The following is a 16,929-nucleotide window of genomic DNA, read 5'->3' on the forward strand; positions in this document are numbered from 1 at the left end:
ATGACCCGATCCCTCGGCGCCGCCGTGGCCGCGCTTCTGCTCTTCGCCCTCGCGGCGTGCTCCGGACTTCCGATGACCGGACCGGTCAATCCCGGCATCGAGCCCGGCGAGGAGCCGCCGACGCCGGACTTCTTCTACCTCCCCGAAGGGCCTCAGCCGGGGGCGTCGCCGGAGGACATCGTGCGGGGGTTCATCGAGGCGGGAACGGGTCCGGCCGACAACTGGGCGACGGCGAGGCTCTTCCTCTCGACCAGTCTCGCCGAGGCGTGGGATCCCACCGCCGGTGTCACGATCGACGATCGCGGCGATCGCACGTACGCCGACCCGACCACCAATCAGGTGTCGCTCACCGTCGAGGCCGACGCGACCGTGAGCGCCGCGGGTGCGTACGAGACCGGCGGCAGCGGAGTGACGATGCTCGATTTCCGCCTCGCGCAGCGCGACGACGGAGAGTGGCGGATCACGGAAGCCCCCGACGGCATCGTGCTCGGCACGGACCAGTTCCCGAACGTGTACGGCGAGTACTCGCTGATGTACTTCGATCCGAGCTGGACGTACCTCGTGCCCGACGTGCGCTGGTTCCCCACCATCAACGCCCCCACCTGGATCTCCGACGCCCTCGTCGGGGGATCGCCCAGCCCGTGGCTCGCCGAGGCCGTCGTCAGCGCGATCCCCGAGAGTGTGACGCTCTCGCGGCCGTCGGTGCCCGTCAGCGGCGGCGTCGCCGACATCGATCTCTCGCCGTCGGCCCTGGGCCTGGAGCAGGACGGCGTCGACCGCATCTACACCCAGCTGCAGGCGAGTCTCGCCTCCGCCGGAGTGACCGATGTGCGCCTCACCGCGGATTCGACGCCCCTGTCCGCCGACACGGTGTCCGTGCGCTCGACACGCGTCGCCACGAGCCCTCTCGTGCTCACGGCCGAAGGATTCGGCTTTCTCTCGGGAGACGAACTCACCCCGATCGAGGGGCTGTCCTCGGCCATGACGCAGGTCGACGCTGCGGCGGTGCAGGTCGCCCCGGACCGGGATGCGGCCGCGGTCGGCACCTCCGGAGGGGCGGTGGTGCGGGTGACCGCAGACGGCGAGGTCCTCCTCGTCGATGAGCGCGCGGGCCTCCTGGACCCGTCCATCGATCCGCGCGGGTACGTCTGGAGCGTGCCGGCGCAGAATCCCGGCGGGCTGCGGGCGACCGGCGAGGACGGCGTGCCGCTGGAGATCTCTGAGGCGTTCCCCGAGGCCGCGGAGCTGGCGGCGTTCGCCGTCTCACGCGACGGTGCGCGCCTCGCCGCGATCGTGTCCTCGAACGGGAGATCCGGTATCTGGATCGCCGGCATCGTCCGCGACGCCGATGGCGCGCCGCTGCGGCTGACGGACCCGTTCGAACTCGGTCCCGTCACCGGTTCCGGGCTCTCGCTCGCCTGGCTCGATGACACCACGGTCGCCGCGGTCACCCGGTCCGGCACCGATCTCACGCTCGTGGAGCAGGTGGTCGGGGGAGCGGCCGTGTCCGGCGCGGCGCCCTCCGGAACGGTCTCGGTGGCCGGTGCCAACACCGATGCGACGGTGCGCCTGCGCTCCGATGAGGGCCTTCTGTACGTGCGACGCGGTGCGAACTGGGAGCAGACCGCGTCCGAGATCCTCGTGCTCGCGACGCAGCAGGGTTCGCCGGCTGGGCCGTGACCTCTCCTCCCCGATGTGCGCACGCCGCAGCGGCGTCCACAGGCCGGCGGGGATGGCGGCAGGCGCCGCGCAGGCGCGGCACGATGACCGGGTGTCCACGGTGCCGATCGAGATGTTCCGCGAAGCACTCGGCGATGTGCTCGCGCTGGTGTTCCCGGTCGCCTGCGCAGGGTGCGGGGCGTGGGACGTCTCCCTCTGCACGGGCTGTCGTGAAGAGTTGACGGGTGACCCGGTGTCGCGTCGGATCGCCGACGTGCCCGTGTGGAGCGCTCTGCTGTTCGAGGGGGTGGCCGCGCGCGTCATCCGCACCCTGAAGGAGGACGGACGCACCGCGCTCGCCCGGCCGCTCGCGACAGCCGCCACCGGTGCGATCGAGCGGGTGCGTGCGCATGCGACCGCCGACACCCTGTTCGTGCCGGTGCCGTCGTCTCGGGCCGCGTTCCGCCGCAGGGGCTTCCGGCCGGTCGAGCTCCTCATGGCCCGTGCGTCGCTGCCGGTGTCGCGTTCGCTCCGCCTCACCCGGATGACCGCCGATCAGCGACGGCTCGACGTCCACGCGCGCGCCGCCAACGTGGCGGGAGCCTTCCATGCGAACCGCGTCGCGGGCCGCGACGTGATCGTCGTCGACGACGTCGTGACCACCGGCGCGACGCTGGATGAGGCGATCACGGCCCTGCGCGTCGCCGGCGCGACCGTCCGCGGCGCGGTCACGGTGGCGGCCACACCCCGCCGCGCGGTGCACAGCGGATCCGAATCGGACGCATCCGGAATTCCTGCGTGACACTTCCCGCGCCGGGGTCTACGGTGGGGGGACCAAGGCGACTGATGGTCCGCCCTTGAACCGGGCGGACCGGAACAAGGAGGTCAGGGATGGAAACCAGCATCGTCGGCGTGGGAGTGAACGTGACGGATCGCTTCCGCTCGATCGTCGAAGAGAAGACCACCCGCATCGAGCACCTCGCCACGCGCGCGCAGCGCGTCGACGTGAAGGTCACCCACCGGGCGTATCACAACGGCCGGATGGAAGACGACACGGTCGAGCTCACGGTCACCGGCAAGGGACCCATCGTGCGGGCCGAGGCGACCGACGGCGACAAGTTCGCGGCTCTGGATCTCGCGGTCGACAAGCTGTGCGAGCAGCTGCGTCGCGCCAAGGACAAGCGTGTCGACCAGCGCAACCACCCCCGCGGTGCGAAGTTCGCCAAGGAGAGCGGCGCGCTGCAGGGAATCGACCTGCAGCCGGCGTCGGCGGAGGCCATCCACGCCGTCTCGACCGGTGAGATCCCGACCGTGGGCGGCGCCGCGGCCGACGAGGAGGACTACAGTCCCGTCGTCATCCGCACCAAGGAGTTCGAGCCGGAGTGGATGACCGTCGAAGACGCGGTCGACCGCATGGAGCTCGTCGGGCACGACTTCTTCCTGTTCATCGACGCGCGCACGGACCACCCGAGCGTGGTCTACCGCCGTAAGGGCTGGGACTACGGTGTCATCTCGCTGACGACGCAGGCAGCACCTGTGGCGGTCGCGTCCTGACCACCCGCACGAACGGAAACCCCCGGGCCCTGCGACCCGGGGGTTTTCGTTCGTGATGGAGCGCTGAGGTTCAGTCGAACATGCCGTCGAGCAGGCCGCCGATGACGAGGCCGCCGAGGATGCCGCCCATGAGATCGCCGCCACCGCGGCCGCCCCGCTGAGGTCCGCCCCAGCCGCCGTTCCACTGATCGGGTCCGCCCGGCGGACGGGAGGAGTCGATGTCCCGCTGGGCGAGCTGGAGCGATTCGCCGGCGAGGGTCGCTGCGCGGCGGGACAGGACCATCGCCTGCTCGCGATCGTCCTCCGCGATGTCGGGCGCGGTCGCTGCCGATCCGCCGACGAGGCGGTCCAGGTCCTGCCGCACCCGGTCGGCCTCGGCGAGGCGGGTTCGTGCGTCGGCTCCGATCCATCCGCGGTGACCCGCGATCACGTCGCGGGCCACGTGCAGCTGCCGGTCCGCGTCGTCGATGGCGTGACGCACGTGGGCGAGGTCGGGGATGACGCGCCGTGCCCGCTCCTCAGCGGCGGCGATGGCCGCGTCGAGGCCTGTGTTCGCCTCACGCAGCCGGGACAGGTCGCCGAAGGGGTCGGTCTTGGCGCCGGGTGAGGGGAGGGCTGCCAGCGCGGACTGCAGGGCGGTCATCGCCTCGGCGACCGTCGGCACCTGGGGTGCGGACCCCGCGGCGACCAGGTCGCCGCGGGAGTCCTCCACGATCGCGGCGAGCGTCGACTCGGCCCGCAGCGCCTCGATCTCGAAGGTCTCGACGGCATCGACGAGCGTCGCCGCCCGGCGGGCCGCCTCGGTCGCCGTCTCGAGGGCGAGATTGGCCTGTTCGCGCTGTCCGGCGTCGCGCCGGCGTTCGGCGACGTCGGCGCTGTGCTCGGCGAAGCGCAGCAGCTGGTCGGCCTCGGCCGCGTTGTCGGCGACCTGGCCGAGCGCGGCGGCGCTGTAGCGCTCCGCGAGGCGCGAGACCGTCTCTCGGGCGTGGGGGATCCGGGTGCGCAGGCGCTCCGCATCCCGTCGCACGCCGGCGATGATCTCGGGAGCACGCCGTGCGCGCTCGATCGGTTCGGCGAGAGCGTCGGTGCGGTCATCCAGCAGCTCGTCGGCCCACGTGCACAGCTGCACGATGCGCGCATTGCGCGTGCGCAGCTCCTCCGGAGTGTCCGGGATCTCGTCGTGGTTCAGCTGGTGCAGGTGGAAGGCTTCGGCGAGATGCGTGCGCACCGCGTCGAGGGCGTCTCGCAGATCACCGGTGGGCCCTTCCCCCAGCTCCGCCACGGCGAAGGCGAGCTCGTCGGTGGTCACGCGGATGCGCTCGTCCACCTCGACCAGAGCCCGCTGCGCATCCCGCGCGAGGTCGACGTCCTGGGCGTGAAGTTCCTCGCGTTCGCGCTTGCGTCTGCCCCAGAATCCGGCCATGTCTCGATCCTACGAGCGCGACGGATGCGCTCGATGCGGGTTCGCTGAGAGCGCTCGTCGTCGTGCCGGCGCCGCGTCGCGGTCGAGCCGCGGTCAGCCGTCGCGACGACGCGGCTTGCGCTCGCCGCGCGCGTCACGGTCGCGGGGAGGGCGCCGCTCGTCGCCACCGCTGCGGCGTCGGGCCGGGCCACCGGTGTCCGGCCGGATCTCGATGAGTCGCCCCGAGATGCGGGTGTCGGACAGCCGGTCGAGCGTGTCGCGCGACATGTCGGCGGGCAGCTCGACCAGCGAGAAGTCGGGACGGATCTGGATGCGTCCGAAGTCGTCGCGACGCAGTCCGCCCTCGTTCGCGAGCGCGCCGACGATCTGCCGCGGCTCGACCCGGTGCCGCTTGCCCACCTCGATGCGGTACATCGCATACTGGCCCGCGCGCCGCTCGGGGCGGTCGCCACGGTCGTTCTCGCGCCGGTCGCTCCGGTCGCGTCGGTCGTCCCGGTCACGGGGCGGACGCGCCGGCTCGACGTCGGGGTCCAGCAGCAGCGGTGTCTCGCCCTGGGCGACGATCGCGAGGGCGGCGGCGACGTCCACCTCGGGCACGTCGTGGTGGCGCACGTAGTGAGCGACGATGTCGCGGAATCGGTCCACGCGCTCGCTCTCCGCGAGCGCCGCGGTGATGCGGTCGTCGAAGCGCGACAGGCGCGTCTCATTGACCTCGTCGACGCTCGGCAGGCTCATCTCGGTGAGCTCCTGGCGGGTCGCCTTCTCGATCGCCCGGACGAGCCAGCGCTCCTTGGGCGTGACGAACGAGATCGCGTCGCCGGTGCGTCCCGCGCGCCCGGTCCGGCCGATGCGGTGGACGTAGGACTCGGTGTCGGTCGGGATGTCGTAGTTGACCACGTGGGAGATGCGCTCGACGTCGAGGCCGCGCGCGGCCACATCGGTCGCGACGAGGATGTCGAGCTTGCCGGACTTCAGCTGATTGACCGTCTTCTCGCGCTGCGCCTGCGCGATGTCGCCGTTGATCGCGGCGGCGGAGTAGCCGCGGGCGCGGAGCTTCTCTGCGATCTCCTCCGTGATGCTGCGGGTGCGCCCGAAGACGATCATGCCGTCGAAGTTCTCGACCTCGAGGATGCGGGTGAGCGCATCCATCTTCCGCTGCCAGGCCGTGATCAGGTAGCGCTGGGAGATCGTGGCCGAGGTCGTGGTCTTCGTCTTGACCGTGATCTCTTCCGGATCGTGCAGATACTGCTTCGACATGCGGCGGATGGCCGCGGGCATGGTCGCCGAGAAGAGGGCCACCTGCTTGGTGTCGGGTGTCTCGGCGAGGATCGTCTCGACGTCCTCGGCGAAGCCCATCTTGAGCATCTCGTCGGCCTCGTCGAGCACGAGGTAGCTCAGCCCCGAGAGGTCGAGCGTGCCCTTCTCGAGGTGGTCGATGATGCGGCCGGGCGTTCCGACGACGATGTGCACGCCACGCCGGAGTGCCGACAGCTGCACGCCGTATCCCTGGCCGCCGTAGACCGGGAGCACGTGAACGCCCTTGAGGTGACCGGCGTACTTCTCGAACGCCTCGCACACCTGCAGCGCGAGCTCGCGCGTCGGTGCGAGCACGAGCGCCTGCGGGTTCTTCTGCGCGGGGTCGAGGCGGTCGACGATCGGCAGGGCGAACGCCGCGGTCTTGCCGGTTCCGGTCTGCGCCATGCCGACCACGTCGCGGCCGGACAGCAGGGTCGGGATGGTCGCGGCCTGGATCGCCGACGGCGTCTCGTACCCGATCTCGCGGAGGGCCTTCAGCACCGGATCGCTCAGGCCGAGGTCGGAGAAGGTCGGCGCGGCGGTCTCGGCGGCGGCGTCGGATGCGGCGGGAGCGTCGGTTTCGGTCACAGTTCAGGGTAGGCGGCCCGGATGGGTGGGCGCCACCACGCCGAGCCCGGCCGCCGCAGAGGAGATCCCGTCTGCAGAGGATGCATCCGCGGGTTCTCGTCCTCCTGGCGCGGATTTTCCTCTGGAAGCGTCGCGGTTCTTGGCGGGGCGACCCCGCTTGGGCCGCTCGGCTGACACCTCGAGGGACATGGCATGCTCCGGATGGCGTGCCAGGCGCTGCTCGGTGTGGTCGAGCCAGCGAACCTCGGCTTCGGCGGCGAAGATCATCGAGTCGACCACGAGCGACCGGGCGAGCTCCTGCGGCCCCGCGGGGTCGCCCGCGGCCTTCTTCGCACGCTCGAGCGACTGCAGCTGCGCGAGCGATGCGTGTCGCTGCGTGTGGATGACCTCGCCGACGTCCACCCCCGGGAGCGTCGCCGCGACGGCCAGCTTGATCGCCAGCTGGTCCCGAGTGCCCTGTCCGCGATCGACGGGGGAGCCGAGCCACGCGGCGACCTCGGTCGAGCCGGCCCGCGTGATCGACCAGTAGACGTGGCCGTGCTCGTCGCTGTCGCCCTTGATCACGAGGCCGTCGCGTTCGAGACGGTCCAGCGTGTTGTAGATCTGGCCGACGTTCAGGGGCCACGTCGATCCGGTGCGGCGCTCGAACTCGGTGCGCAGCTGATATCCGTAGCACGGGCCCTGATCGAGGATCGCGAGCAGGCTCTGACGAACGGACATGTGTCCTCCCACCTCCGGGGCGAACCGGCTCGATGGATACCGAGTATGTACATGCCGAGCATATGCATGTCGAGTATCGGAGTACCCAGCGCACGCGAAGGTCACGGGCCGATAACATGGTCGGGTATGCCCGCCGGGCGCCCGATGGCGTGCGCGGGAGTCGCCCGCCCGAGAGATGGAGACATTCCGTGGCAAACGCCCTCGAGAAACTGCTTCGTGCCGGAGAAGGCCGCATCCTGCGGCGCCTCCAGCAGACGGTGAAAGCCGTCAACGCGCTCGAGGAGGACTACACGCATCTCACCGATGAGCAGCTGCGCGGCGAGACGGCCGAGCTGCGCGAGCGGTTCGAGAAGGGCGAGACGCTCGACCAGCTGCTGCCCGAGGCGTTCGCGGCGGTTCGCGAGGCAGCCAAGCGCACGCTCGGCCAGCGCCCCTACGACGTGCAGATCATGGGCGGCGCGGCGCTTCATCTCGGCAACATCGCTGAGATGAAGACCGGTGAGGGCAAGACCCTGGTGGCGACCCTGCCGGCCTACCTCAACGCGATCGCCGGCCGCGGCGTGCACATCGTCACCGTCAACGACTTCCTCGCCTCGTACCAGTCCGACATCATGGGCCGCGTCTTCCGTGCGCTCGGCATGACCACCGGCACGATCGTGTCGGGTCAGACGCCCGACGTGCGTCGCCAGCAGTATGCCGCCGACATCACCTACGGCACCAACAACGAATTCGGATTCGACTACCTGCGCGACAACATGGCGTGGCGCAAGGAAGACATGGTCCAGCGCGACCACTTCTTCGCCATCGTCGATGAGGTCGACTCGATCCTCATCGACGAGGCCCGCACGCCGCTGATCATCTCGGGCCCGTCGTCCGGGGAGGCGAACCGCTGGTTCGTGGAGTTCGCGAAGATCGCCCGCACCCTCGAGTCGGGTGTCGACTACGAGGTCGACGAGAAGAAGCGCACCGTCGGCGTGCTGGAACCGGGCATCGAGAAGGTCGAGGATTACCTCGGCATCGACAACCTCTACGAGTCGGCGAACACCCCGCTCATCTCGTTCCTCAACAACTCGATCAAGGCGCTGGCGCTCTTCAAGCGCGACAGCGACTACGTCGTGATGAACGACGAGGTGATGATCGTCGACGAGCACACCGGGCGCATCCTCGTCGGGCGTCGCTACAACGAGGGCATCCACCAGGCGATCGAGGCGAAGGAGGGCGTTCCGGTCAAGGCCGAGAACCAGACCCTCGCGACCGTCACGCTGCAGAACTACTTCCGCCTCTACGACAAGCTCGGCGGCATGACCGGCACGGCCGAGACCGAGGCCGCCGAGTTCATGTCGACGTACAAGCTCGGCGTCGTGCCGATCCCCACCAACAAGCCGATGATCCGCAAGGACCAGTCCGACCTCGTGTACAAGAACGAGGAGGCCAAGTTCGTGCAGGTGGCCGAAGACATCGCCGAGCGACACAAGGCCGGCCAGCCCGTGCTCGTCGGAACGGTCAGCGTCGAGAAGAGCGAGTATCTCTCGCGCCTGCTGGCGAAGAAGGGCATCAAGCACGAGGTCCTGAACGCGAAGAACCACGCTCGCGAGGCCGAGATCGTCGCCCGAGCAGGGCGTCCCGGCGCGGTCACCGTCGCGACCAACATGGCCGGTCGTGGTACAGACATCATGCTCGGCGGCAACGCCGAGTTCCTCGCGGTGCAGGAGATGAAGGCGAAGGGGCTCGACCCGCACGAGACCCCCGACGAGTACGAGGCCGCGTGGGACGAGGTCTACGAAGCGACGCGCGAACGGGTCGCCGAAGAGGGACGGGCCGCGCGCGAGGCCGGTGGACTCTACGTGCTGGGAACCGAGCGCCACGAGTCGCGCCGCATCGACAACCAGCTGCGCGGACGCTCGGGGCGCCAGGGCGACCCCGGTGAGAGCCGCTTCTACCTGTCGCTGACCGACACGCTCATGCGTCTGTTCCAGTCCGGGGCCGCCGAGGCGATCCTGTCGCGCACGAACTTCCCCGACGACGTCGCCATCGAGTCCGGCATGGTCTCGCGAGCGATCAAGAGCGCGCAGTCCCAGGTCGAGGCACGCAACGCCGAGGTGCGCAAGAACGTGCTGAAGTACGACGACGTGCTCAACCGCCAGCGCGAGGCGATCTACGCCGACCGCCGTCACATCCTGCACGGCGACGACATCGCCGACCGTGTGCAGCACTTCATCGAAGACGCCGTGGGCGCCGTGATCGACGACCACACCGGCGCCGGTCACAACGAGAGCTGGGACTTCGACGCCCTGTGGACCGAGCTGAAGACGCTCTATCCGGTGGGCGTGACGATCGACGAGGTCGTCGCCGAAGGCGCCGGTCGCAAGGGCGGCATCACCTCGGAGGGCCTCAAGCGCGAGGTGCTCTCGGATGCGCGGATCGCCTACGAGTCCCGCGAAGAGACCCTGGGCTCCGAAGCCATGCGCGAACTGGAGCGGCGGGTGGTGCTGCAGGTGCTGGATCGCCGCTGGCGCGACCACCTCTACGAGATGGACTACCTCAAGGACGGCATCGGCCTGCGTGCGATGGCCCAGCGCGACCCGTTGATCGAGTATCAGCGCGAGGGCTACCAGATGTTCCAGTCGATGATGGCGCAGATCAAGGAGGAGTGCGTCGGCTACCTCTTCAACCTCGAGGTCGAGGTGCGCAAGGCCGCCGACGGGCAGCAGGTCACCCAGGTGGAGGCGAAGGGCCTGTCGGCCACTCCGTCGGACGGGCAGCGCCTGCAGTACTCGGCGGCCAACGACGCCGGCGAGGTCGAAGTGCGCAACGAGCGCGGTCAGGTGCAGCAGGCCGAGACCACCCGCGTGCGCCAGGCGGCTCAGGCGGCTCAGCCTCCCGCTGCCGAGGCTCCGCGCGGAGCCTTCGGGCAGAAGGCCGACGGCGCGGATGCGCCCGCGGCCGCCCCGCAGAACCGCGCGCAGCGTCGCGCGGCCGGCAAGAAGAACTGATCGCTCGGCGGTGCCACCGGCATCCGATTGGCCTCACGGCCCGGACTGTGGCGCCGCGAGAGCGGCGATAGAGTGATCCGATGAGTCCGCTTCGCCCCCTCGACCAGTCGAGCAAGCTCAAGAACGTCCTGTACGAGATCCGCGGACAGGCGCTCGTCGAGGCCGACCGGCTCGAGTCCGAGGGCCACACGATCCTCAAGCTCAACACGGGCAACCCCGCCGTCTTCGGATTCGACGCGCCCTACCAGATCGTCCGCGACATGATCGAGGCGGTCCCGCACGCGCACGGCTACAGCGACAGTCGCGGGATCATGTCGGCGCGACGAGCCGTGATGTACCGCTACGAGGAGATCCCCGGATTCCCGGCGTTCGATCCCGACGACGTGTACCTCGGCAACGGTGTCTCGGAGCTCATCACGATGGTGATGCAGGCCCTGCTCGACGAGGGCGACGAGGTGCTGATCCCCGCGCCGGACTACCCGCTGTGGACGGCGATGACGAGCCTCGGCGGGGGGAACCCGGTCCACTACGTGTGCGATGAGCAGAACGGCTGGCAGCCGGACCTCGAGGACATCCGCTCGAAGGTCACGGATCGCACCAAGGCGATCGTGGTCATCAACCCGAACAATCCCACCGGTGCGGTCTACAGCAGGGAGGTGCTGGACGGGATCGCCGAGATCGCCCGGGAGAACTCCCTGCTGCTGCTCGCCGACGAGATCTACGACCGCATCCTGTTCGACGACGCCCAGCACATCCCGATGGCATCGGTCGCCCCGGACCTGCTGTGCCTCACCTTCAACGGACTGTCCAAGACGTATCGCGTCGCCGGCTACCGGTCGGGCTGGCTGGTCGTGACCGGCCCGAAGACCCACGCCGGCGGATTCCTCGAGGGGATCACCCTGCTGGCCTCGACCCGCCTGTGCCCCAACGTGCCGGCGCAGCACGCGGTGCAGGCCGCCCTGTCGGGTGTGCAGTCGATCGATGCCCTCATCGCCTCCTCCGGGCGCCTCCACGAGCAGCGGGATGCCGCGTGGAAGACGCTCGAATCGATCCCGGGCGTGACGTGTGTGAAACCGTCGGGTGCGCTTTACGCGTTCCCGCGGCTGGACCCCGAGGTGTACGAGATCCACGACGATCTCAAGCTCGTGTACGACTTCCTCGTCGCCGAGCACGTGCTGCTGGTGCAGGGCACCGGGTTCAACTGGCCGACCCCCGACCACCTGCGGATCGTCACGCTCCCCGAGGCTCGCGTGCTCACGGAGGCGATCGAGCGCCTGGGGAACTTCCTGGCCTCCTACAAGCAGTAGCGCCTCAGAGGAGTGCGAGCGACGTCGCGCGCCAGCGCCCGTCCATGCCTTCGAGGCGAATGGCGATGGCGCGGGTGCGCGCCGGACCGCGGACCACGACGACCGCTTCGACCGCGCCGTCGGCGGGCGAGGTGTGGCGCACCGACAGCACGGTGTGCACCGGCCGCGACGCGGGAACGCCGCGGGCGCTGCGGGCACGCGTGGCGAGGTTGGCGCGGGTGAGGAGCACGCGGAAGACGTCTTCGGTCATCCATCGTGCGAGCTGCTCGATCTCGCGCACGCCCGACATCACCTCAAGCACCCCGACGCTGAGATTGCGCAGCAGCTGCGTGGGCTCGGGAAGGTCGCTCGTCGACGTCGGCTGCGGTGCGAAGTACTCCGAGACCGCCGTGGTGCTCCACGGTCCGGATGCGGCGCGGGCTGCGCCTGAAGAGTTCTGAACCATGGCCCCCCTGCTCTCCTGTCGGTCGATCTGCCAGAAGTAGAGCACACAGCGGATGTTCAGGAACCGCCCGGAAGGCTCCTGTGGATAACTTCTCATCGAACCCTCATGTCGCGGCTAGCCTCGTCTCGTGCGCTGGGATCGCTTCTTCGACGACCTCGAAGATCAGCTCGCCTCCGAGTGGGAGGCCGAGCGCGCCGCGCTGGACACCGAAGCCGAGAGGCTGCGTCTGTCGCGGGTGTCGCTGCGCGAGAGACTGCTCTCCTTCGCCGCTGACCGGGCCTCGGTCACGGTCGCTCTCGTCGACGGTGCGCGTCTTCACGCGACCGTCGCCGGCGTCGGGGCCGACTGGTTCTCCGCGCTCGAGGGCGACGGCGGCGGTGCCGCGCTCGTACCGCTCGCAGCCATCACGGAGCTGGCGGCTTCCCACGCCGATCTCCTTCGATCCGCGCGCCCCGCTCCCCAGGGCTCCGCCCTGGCCGAGAAGATGACGTTCGGATTCGCGATGCGCGATCTGGTGCGACGACGCGTCGCCGTCGGCGTGCACCTTCACGCCGGTCGCCTGCTTCACGGAACCGTCGATCGCGCGGGCGCCGACCATCTCGATCTGGCGCTGCACGACGCGGGAAGCGCGCGGCGAGCTGCGGCGATCACCGGGTATCGGATCGTGCCGTACGGCACGATCGCGCGGGTGCAGGTCGACGCGACCACTCCCGTCCCCCTCGGCTGACGGGCTCCTCAGTCGGGGTTTCGCACCACGCCGGTGCCCCACAGCTCCGGAAAGCTCGCCGCATTCGACTGACGCCACAGCGCCATGCGTCGGGCTTCCTCGGCCTGATCGTCGAGGTATGCCGCCACGCTGGATTCCTCGATGCGCCACCGGGCGGGAGAACCCACGCGCATCCCCGTCAGTCGGCCCTGCTCCACGAGTGCCAGCACTTCGCCCACCTCGATCTGGAGCACCTCGGCGACCTGGGCCGGCGCGAGAAGTCGGCCTCCGGCGGTGGGCGAATCGGGCATGACCCCATTATCGACCCCGACCGTGTGTCGTCAGCGGGTGTCGCGAGCGTGTTGTGGATAACCTTCGGGGCCGGCCGGCGCGCTGCGACACGATGGTGCACATGACCAGCTCCGAAACCGTGCGCGCCCGCCGTCGCGCACCCTGGGTGGACGTGCGCTTCCTGCTCGGCATCGTCCTCATCCTCGCCTCCGTCGCGGGCGTGTGGTTCGTGGTGAGCGCTGCGCGTCAGACCGCCCCTGCGATCGCGGCCGCGACCACGCTCGTGCCCGGCGACGTGATCTCCGCGACCGACGTGCGCGTGGTCGAGGTGGCACTCGGAACCCTCGACGAGGCGTATCTGTCGCCGGAGGAGCTCGAGCTCGGGGCGGTGACCACCCGCACGGTGGCCGCCGGCGAACTCGTTCCGCACGATGCCGTCGGTGCCGGTGAAGACGCGGCGAGCACGACGATCGTGCTGCACACGGCGACCGACGTTCCGGCCTCGGTGAGCGCCGGGTCGGTCGTGGAGGTGTGGGCGGCTCCGCTGGCGGAGGACGGCGGCTACGAGACCCCGCGCATCCTGGTGCCCGACGCGACCGTCGTGTCCGTCGCGCGTGACGATGCGGTCGTCGGCACTGCCGATGTCGCGCTCGAGGTCGTGATCCCGCGAGCGGATGTCTCCGTCGCACTCGCGGCGATGGCGGACCAGTCCGCCCTGTCGGTCGTGCCCGCGGTCGGAGGCGGCCGATGAGGGCGATCCTCGCGGTCGATGACGAGGGGAGCACGGCCGCGTCGCGACTGCGCGAGGAAGGAATCGACGTCGTCGCCGTCGTCTCGGCGGACACCCCCGCGCGTGCCGCCGCCGACGGGGCATTCGGCGATGAGGGTGACGCGTTCTTCGGGGCGCTTGCCGAGGTCGACGTGCTCATCCTGCGAGTGCGCCGGCGCACCCTCACCGACGGCCTCGTCGGACTGTGCGACCGCCGCGCCGTGAGGATCGTGGCGCTGGTCGGAGATGACGACGACGAGCGCGTCGCGCATTCGTTCGGGCTGCTGACCATCCTGCCCGCCACGGCGGAGGCGTTCGCCGTGGCGGACGCGCTGCCGAGCGTCGCGGTCGCCGCGAAGGAGCAGTCCCGCCCGGCGACCGCGGGGCCCCGGACGATCGTGGTGTGGGGCCCGCACGGGTCACCCGGGCGCTCCACGGTCGCGATCGAGCTCGCCGTGGAACTTGCACGCGGGGATCGCCGTGTGGCCCTGGTCGACGCCGACTCGCATGCGCCGTCGATCGCGCTCTCCCTCGGCCTCGCCGACGAGGGCCCGGGATTCGCGGCCGCGTGCCGGCAGGCGGCTCTGGGCACCCTCGACGCCCGAGAACTCACCCGCATCGCGCTGCCCCTGGAACGCAGCGGCGTGGAGGTCCTGCCCGGAATCAACCGACCCTCGCGCTGGCCGGAACTGGCCGAGGCTCGCGTGTCCTCGGCCCTCGAGGCCTGCCGCGATTGGGTCGATCACACCGTCGTCGACGTGTCCGCTTCTCTGGAGCAGGACGAGGAGATCATGAGCGACCTCGATGCGCCGCGCCGCAACGGTGCGACCCTCGCCGCCCTCCGCTCGGCTGATCTCGTCGTCGCAGTCGCGGCGGCCGACCCGGTCGGCGTCGCGAGATTCCTGCGCGGCTACGCGGACCTGCGCGCGGTCGTGGGGGCGACTCCGGTGCTCACGGTGGCGAATCGACTCCGCCCGGGTGCGCTCGGCATCGACGCGCGCGGGCAGGTGCGGCGCACGCTCGATCGATTCGGCGGCATCTCCGACGTGCGCTTCCTGCCGGCCGACGCCCGCTCGGCCGACGCCGCGCTGCTGGCTGCGCGTCCCATCGCCCTCGCCGCGCCGCGCTCGCCGCTGATCGCGGGGATTCGTCGGATCGTGGGGGAGGCGGTGCTCCCGCCCACGCCGGCCGCGACCGCGCCGGCCGCGCGTGCGACCCGTCGCGGAGGTCGCACGCACAGCGTGGTCGGAGCGACCTCTTAGGCTAGAGGCGTGTCGACCCTCAGCGATCTCGTCTACTCCCAGGGCCTTTCCGACGACGCCGACGTCGAGTGGCTGCATCGTCTGGCCGGCGACGGTCAGCTGCTGGCAGACCTCGCCTTCGCCGACATCGTGATCTGGGTTCCGACGGCTGACGACTCCTTCGTCGCGATCGCCCACGCCCGCCCGAGCGGCGCGGCGACCCTGTTCTACCGCGACATCGTCGGTGACCGCGTGCGGCCGCAGTGGCGCACGCAGGTGCGCGACGCGCATCGCATCCGCGAGATCGTCGATTCGGCATCGCCGGACTGGTTCGAGGAGACGCCGACCCGGGTGCGGGCGGTGCCGATCGTGCGCGCCAAGGACGGCGGCTCGTCGTCCATCGGCGTGCTGACCCGCCACACCAACCTGGGCGAGGCGCGAACCCCGTCCCGCCAGCAGATCACCTTCAACGACTGCGCCGACGAACTGTTCGGCATGATCTCGTCGGGAGACTTCCCTGACCTGTCGGCCCCGACCGCTCCGCGGCGAGGGGCGCCACGTGCCTCGGACGGGCTCATCCGACTCGATGTCGACGGCATCGTCACCTTCGCCAGCCCCAACGCCCTGTCGGCGTTCAACCGGCTCGGTTTCGACGACGAGCTCGAGGGGGAGCCGCTCGTCGAGGTGACCACGCGCATCATTCCGGAGAAGCGACAGTTCGACGAGTCGCTTCCCCTGGTGGTCACCGGCCGGGCGCCGTGGCGGAGCGATGTCGAGGCGCGCGGCGTGACGGTCTCACTGCGCACGATTCCGCTGCGCGATCGCGGCACGCGCATCGGCGCGATCGTGCTCTGCCGCGACGTCACCGAGATCCGTCACCAGGAGCAGGAGCTCATCACCAAAGACGCGACGATCCGCGAGATCCACCACCGCGTCAAGAACAATCTGCAGACGGTGGCGTCCCTGCTGCGCATCCAGGCGCGGCGCTCCCACACCGACGAGGCGCGCGACGCCCTGACGCATGCGATGCGCCGCGTCTCGGCCATCGCCGTCGTCCACGACACCCTGTCGGAGGGCCTCACGCAGGTGGTCGACTTCGACGACGTCTTCGACCGCGTCCTCAAGCTCGTCGCCGAGGTGGCCGCGTCACCCAGCACTCGTGCGCGCACCCGCAAGTCGGGGCGCTTCGGCACGCTTCCCAGCGAGTACGCCACCCCGCTCGCGCTGGCACTGACCGAGCTGGTCACCAACGCCGTCGAGCACGGCCTCGCGGGCCGCGAGGGCGAGGTGGAGATCATCGCCGAGCGCACCGAGGAGCGACTCGCGGTGCGGGTTCGCGACAGCGGATCCGGACTGCCCGAGGGGCAGGTCGGGCGAGGCCTCGGGACGCAGATCGTCCGCACGCTGATTCAGGGAGAGCTCAGCGGAGCGATCGACTGGCACACGCTCGTGGGAAGCGGGACCGAGGTCACGATCGACATCCCGCTGCGCTACATCGGTCGCGCAGCGAGATGAACCGGAGCGTCAGCTGGCGCGGCGCGCGCGAGCGGCGCGTCGCTTCAGAGCCCGGCGCTCGTCTTCGCTGAGCCCACCCCACACGCCCGAGTCCTGGCCGGATTCCAGGGCGTACTGCAGGCAGATCTCGGTGACGGTGCACCGGGCGCACACGGCCTTGGCCTTCTCGATCTGGTCGACCGCGGGGCCGGTGTTGCCGACCGGGAAGAACAGCTCGGGGTCGACGGTCAAACAGGCGGCCTTGTCACGCCAGTCCATGGTGGTGCTCCTTGCGACGGATGGTGGGGGATGTCCCAGAGCCCGGATCGGGTTCCGATACCCTGTGGAGGGATGCGAGCGGATCGCTCGCCCCACGGCGCTGTGGGAGCACACGGCTCCGAAGATCCTCCCATAGCACACGAGTCGAATCAAGGGTTTACCGT

At 70.2% G+C, this 16,929-nt stretch carries 14 protein-coding genes and 1 pseudogene; 9 read left to right on the top strand and 6 right to left on the bottom strand.

The window, feature by feature from the left end:
- From ACGG9C_RS02670 to hpf, 3 genes are all read left to right on the top strand, one after another.
- On the top strand, positions 1-1,680 hold the full coding sequence (locus ACGG9C_RS02670; protein ID WP_390178211.1) for an LpqB family beta-propeller domain-containing protein: 1,680 nt from the start codon (positions 1-3) through the stop codon (positions 1,678-1,680).
- A 91-nt stretch (positions 1,681-1,771) separates the two neighbouring features.
- Positions 1,772-2,461 carry a ComF family protein gene (locus ACGG9C_RS02675; RefSeq protein ID WP_390178212.1) on the top strand — a complete coding sequence of 230 codons (690 nt, stop codon included), beginning with the start codon at positions 1,772-1,774 and terminating at the stop codon, positions 2,459-2,461.
- 89 nt (positions 2,462-2,550) lie between these two features.
- On the top strand, positions 2,551-3,213 hold the full coding sequence (hpf, locus tag ACGG9C_RS02680; RefSeq protein ID WP_071045371.1) for a ribosome hibernation-promoting factor, HPF/YfiA family: 663 nt from the start codon (positions 2,551-2,553) through the stop codon (positions 3,211-3,213).
- A 70-nt stretch (positions 3,214-3,283) separates the two neighbouring features.
- On the opposite strand, the gene ACGG9C_RS02685 is transcribed toward hpf, so the two are convergent.
- The 3 genes and pseudogenes from ACGG9C_RS02685 to ACGG9C_RS02695 form a co-directional block, all read right to left on the bottom strand.
- Complete coding sequence (locus ACGG9C_RS02685; RefSeq protein WP_390178213.1) at positions 3,284-4,636, bottom strand: hypothetical protein; 1,353 nt, start codon at positions 4,634-4,636, stop codon at positions 3,284-3,286.
- Between the two features lie 93 nt (positions 4,637-4,729).
- Positions 4,730-6,520 (bottom strand): DEAD/DEAH box helicase, encoded by a 1,791-nt coding sequence (locus ACGG9C_RS02690; RefSeq protein ID WP_390178214.1) that lies wholly within the window; start codon positions 6,518-6,520, stop codon positions 4,730-4,732.
- Positions 6,521-6,658: 138 nt separating this feature from the next.
- Positions 6,659-7,240 (bottom strand): annotated as a pseudogene (locus ACGG9C_RS02695) (PadR family transcriptional regulator); the annotation flags it as partial.
- 188 nt (positions 7,241-7,428) lie between these two features.
- Here ACGG9C_RS02695 and secA point away from each other — a divergent pair.
- Both secA and ACGG9C_RS02705 read left to right on the top strand, forming a co-directional pair.
- The gene (secA, locus tag ACGG9C_RS02700) at positions 7,429-10,233 is read left to right on the top strand and encodes a preprotein translocase subunit SecA (protein ID WP_390178215.1); all 2,805 of its coding nucleotides are present in this window, start codon (positions 7,429-7,431) and stop codon (positions 10,231-10,233) included.
- An 80-nt stretch (positions 10,234-10,313) separates the two neighbouring features.
- A complete protein-coding gene (locus tag ACGG9C_RS02705) occupies positions 10,314-11,540 on the top strand; it encodes a pyridoxal phosphate-dependent aminotransferase (RefSeq protein ID WP_071045367.1) in 1,227 nt (408 codons plus the stop codon).
- A 4-nt stretch (positions 11,541-11,544) separates the two neighbouring features.
- On the opposite strand, the gene ACGG9C_RS02710 is transcribed toward ACGG9C_RS02705, so the two are convergent.
- Positions 11,545-11,985, bottom strand: a complete 441-nt coding sequence (locus ACGG9C_RS02710) for an Rv3235 family protein (RefSeq protein WP_071045396.1) — start codon at positions 11,983-11,985, stop codon at positions 11,545-11,547.
- 127 nt (positions 11,986-12,112) lie between these two features.
- On the opposite strand from ACGG9C_RS02710, the gene ACGG9C_RS02715 reads away from it, so the two are divergent.
- Entirely contained in the window at positions 12,113-12,712 is a 600-nt protein-coding gene (locus ACGG9C_RS02715; RefSeq protein ID WP_071045366.1) for a hypothetical protein, read from the top strand.
- Positions 12,713-12,720: 8 nt separating this feature from the next.
- Here ACGG9C_RS02715 and ACGG9C_RS02720 read toward each other — a convergent pair whose 3' ends face one another.
- A complete protein-coding gene (locus ACGG9C_RS02720) occupies positions 12,721-13,002 on the bottom strand; it encodes a helix-turn-helix domain-containing protein (RefSeq protein WP_071045365.1) in 282 nt (93 codons plus the stop codon).
- 101 nt (positions 13,003-13,103) lie between these two features.
- On the opposite strand from ACGG9C_RS02720, the gene ACGG9C_RS02725 reads away from it, so the two are divergent.
- Genes ACGG9C_RS02725 through ACGG9C_RS02735 form a run of 3 tightly spaced genes read left to right on the top strand, consistent with a single transcriptional unit; the run spans position 13,104 to position 16,507 of the window.
- Complete coding sequence (locus tag ACGG9C_RS02725) at positions 13,104-13,733, top strand: SAF domain-containing protein (protein ID WP_286796032.1); 630 nt, start codon at positions 13,104-13,106, stop codon at positions 13,731-13,733.
- A complete protein-coding gene (locus tag ACGG9C_RS02730) occupies positions 13,730-15,013 on the top strand; it encodes a CpaE family protein (protein WP_390178216.1) in 1,284 nt (427 codons plus the stop codon). Before ACGG9C_RS02725 ends, ACGG9C_RS02730 begins: the two co-directional genes overlap by 4 nt.
- A 9-nt stretch (positions 15,014-15,022) precedes the next feature.
- Complete coding sequence (locus ACGG9C_RS02735; RefSeq protein ID WP_390178217.1) at positions 15,023-16,507, top strand: sensor histidine kinase; 1,485 nt, start codon at positions 15,023-15,025, stop codon at positions 16,505-16,507.
- A gap of 9 nt (positions 16,508-16,516) precedes the next feature.
- Here the strand turns inward: ACGG9C_RS02735 and ACGG9C_RS02740 are convergent, their stop codons facing one another.
- Positions 16,517-16,765 carry a WhiB family transcriptional regulator gene (locus ACGG9C_RS02740; protein WP_036295594.1) on the bottom strand — a complete coding sequence of 83 codons (249 nt, stop codon included), beginning with the start codon at positions 16,763-16,765 and terminating at the stop codon, positions 16,517-16,519.
- Positions 16,766-16,929 lie beyond the last annotated feature (164 nt).

It is taken from the genome of Microbacterium sp. MTN4-26, assembly GCF_042846595.1.
In the GTDB taxonomy this organism is placed as follows: domain Bacteria; phylum Actinomycetota; class Actinomycetes; order Actinomycetales; family Microbacteriaceae; genus Microbacterium; species Microbacterium luteum.